Here is a 2,715-nt window from a genome sequence, read left to right as displayed (position 1 = left end):
TCCCGCCCCAGACTGTCCGCGCGTGTGCGGAATGTGACTGGGGAATCCAGCGACCGAGCGAGTTCGTCTAGATCGACGATCGCCATCGCCCCCGAGCACGTCGGCCCGATCGGCACGATCGAGGCGGCACCCCTGTCGTTTTGCCCCCCGATTTTCTCGGGTTGTACATAGTACAGTCGAACAGCGACAGACGACACCGCCCTATTCCGAGAGAATGTCCGCGACTCGCGAGCGGGAAAGTCCCACCATCTCACCGAGTTCCTGCTGTGTCATCTCACCGTTCTCATACAGCGAGTTCAGGAGTTCGTCCCGTTTCTCTTGGCGGGCGGCTTTCTTTGCCTGTCTGATTTGGTCGTCGACTTCACTGGCCTCGACGTATCCCTCACCGTCCTCGCCTTTTCCACGGAGACGGCGACGTTTCTCGGCCGTGAGTTCGTCGTACACCTGCTCTAGATCGCCGGGGAGTTCGCCCGGCCACCGAATTGTTCCCCAGTCGCTCGTGAGTTCGTGATTCTCGAAGGGGTTGTACTTCACCCGGAAGATTTGCGCCTCACCGAGTTCGCGAACGAACACCCATACGTCCGCCATCGCCCGAATGTCCGAGTCGATTTGATGCACTCCTGGCGCAGTGAGAATGAGGTATTTCTGTTCGACTCGTCCCATGCCGACGATTTGTCGAAGCGCCTCATTGACGCCACTCATCGCCCGCCGGTTGCTGGCCGCGGCCTGGCCCTCGTCGAGCAGGAGCGCCGACCGTGGCGACTCGCGTGTGTACGCCTCGGTCAGTTCCTGAGCCGACAGCGTAGCTTTGTGTTTTGTGAACCCTTCCTCGGTCCGGTCCATGTATTCCGCGAGCCGCATCGCGAGCGTGGTCTTTCCAGACCCCCGTTCGAGATTCCAGTCGGAGACGAGGATGGTCAAGTCACGCCCCTGTGCCACCCGCTTCCGGTAGAGTTTCGCGAGCGGACAATCTTCGGGCAGTGCCGGCGCCTCGGCGTGATCGTCCAGGCCGTCGGCGTGATCGTCCAGGCTGTCGGTGCTCATATCTCCCACTCGTCGCTGTTGTCCTCGACGTCGAGCACGAACCCGAACTCACTCAGTGCGTAGTTCGTTTTCCGAAGCGCTGTGTCGAGCACGTCGAACGGGATTTGCACGTCCACACTTCGGCGCTCGGTCCGGCCACCGAGCACGTCCGAACGCTTGCCGTCCCACTCGACACTGATGGGGTTGGGCAGGTTCAATATCGAGACGAGGCCCGTTGCCTCGATCGTCCGACTCGGTGCTCCCGGTTCATCGGGCGCGGCCTCGAAGCGCCCGAGTTCGGCCTGGTGCCAGAATCGGCCGTCACCGTGATTCAAGAATAACGGTTCGATCGTCAGCAAATACGATTCCAGTGAATCACGGAACAGCGTCTCGGCCTCGAAGCGTCCGATTGCGTCACGGTGGAGTTCGTGTTTCACTTGTGATCGCACGTCGACGAGCTTCGTCCGCTGTTCGAGGATTTGCTTCGTCCGCGTTTCTTGGGTCAGGCCCTCGGTGTCCTCGATTCGTGGCCGCTCGTCCTCGGAACTCATAGCATCGCCCCCACGAGTGCGCCGACAAACGCCGCGGCCGCCGTCGCGATCGTGTCGAAGCCGCCCGACAGTCCGATGTATAGGACGAGTACGACCATGACCGCCGCGCCCCCCACCGTTCGAACGGTCCTGCTGATACCGAACACATCCATCTCGTCCGGGATTCCGTCCGCGCCCTGCTCGTCGCCGTCGTCGGTCGCCGTCTCTACCTCGTCGGGCGCGTCAGCCGTCTCGGCGTCGAGCCCCGCCCGAAGTAGCGACCGGACGGCCTCGGAATGATTCATGTAGTTGTTCTCCCGGTACTCGTCGATCCGCTCGACCATCTCCTCGGGAACTCTTGTCTGAACTCGTTTTCTTCCCATGTGTATCCGTGCGGATACCATAGTATTAACACTGGTGTTGGGGATTATCAAGACTCCCACCCAACCGTGGAAAGTACTAAGACATCTGAGACACTACCGGCTTGGTAAGGAGATACCCACGACTAAACAATATGACGCGTGCCCCGGAGAAGGGCCGCACGACCGGTCAGGGCCGTTGGCGCGGCCCTGTCCGGAACGACCACCTTGGCGGGCTAGGTCGTGTGCTTGGTCCTTGTACGCCGAATCTCAAAGCGTTTTGGGTTCGGCTGAAAATACGGTCTGGTCGAATTGATGCGGTTAGTAACCTTAGCCGCCCGCCTGTGCCGAGTTCGGGGTGTGAATCATGAAAGGCGGCTTGATTCACACTGCCCCCCACGAGTTCAATGCTCACTTTCAGTTTTCCGAGGCCGGACTCCGCCCATACTTCGCGATCGACCGCGCCGTGAAAAGCGCCGAGGGGTCCGCCAGAGGCTCCTTCGAGTTCCGCGGCGATGCCACCGAGACGGAAGCCGTGAAAGTCGACGAGTATCGCCTCGAAGATGACACCGGCCGGTACACCGTCACGCTGTACTACCAGGAGTCGAACATCGTCCACCCCGGCGACGAACTACCCACCGGAACACCGTTCCGACTCGACGAGCTTCGAGAGTTCCGCCTGTCCGTCGAGGCCGTCGAAGGCGACGATATGGCCGACCAGAAAGGATTCAATGCGCACATCCGGCCCCGGTGGAAGAATATGCGCGTCGAGAACGAATACGGCGACGAACGGACGCTTAACG

3 protein-coding genes and 1 pseudogene are annotated in these 2,715 nt (G+C 60.8%); 1 reads left to right on the top strand and 3 read right to left on the bottom strand.

The annotated features are described in order from the left end of the window. Positions 1-201 precede the first annotated feature (201 nt). The 3 genes from GJ629_RS15370 to GJ629_RS15360 all read right to left on the bottom strand — a co-directional run bounded on the left by GJ629_RS15370 (position 202) and on the right by GJ629_RS15360 (position 1,897). Entirely contained in the window at positions 202-921 is a 720-nt protein-coding gene (locus GJ629_RS15370) for a winged helix-turn-helix transcriptional regulator (protein WP_197428673.1), read from the bottom strand. Positions 922-1,040: 119 nt separating this feature from the next. Then, positions 1,041-1,574 (bottom strand): hypothetical protein, encoded by a 534-nt coding sequence (locus GJ629_RS15365; RefSeq protein WP_157513795.1) that lies wholly within the window; start codon positions 1,572-1,574, stop codon positions 1,041-1,043. Beyond that, on the bottom strand, positions 1,571-1,897 hold the full coding sequence (locus tag GJ629_RS15360) for a ribbon-helix-helix domain-containing protein (RefSeq protein ID WP_157513794.1): 327 nt from the start codon (positions 1,895-1,897) through the stop codon (positions 1,571-1,573). The genes GJ629_RS15365 and GJ629_RS15360 overlap by 4 nt, the downstream gene beginning before the upstream one ends. Before the next feature lie 481 nt (positions 1,898-2,378). Between GJ629_RS15360 and GJ629_RS15355 the strand changes: the two are divergent. After that, positions 2,379-2,715: pseudogene (locus tag GJ629_RS15355) on the top strand (hypothetical protein); the annotation flags it as partial.

The organism is Halapricum sp. CBA1109 (assembly GCF_009741825.1).
Taxonomy (GTDB): domain Archaea; phylum Halobacteriota; class Halobacteria; order Halobacteriales; family Haloarculaceae; genus Halapricum.
This window is presented reverse-complemented; position numbering and strand designations above follow the sequence as displayed.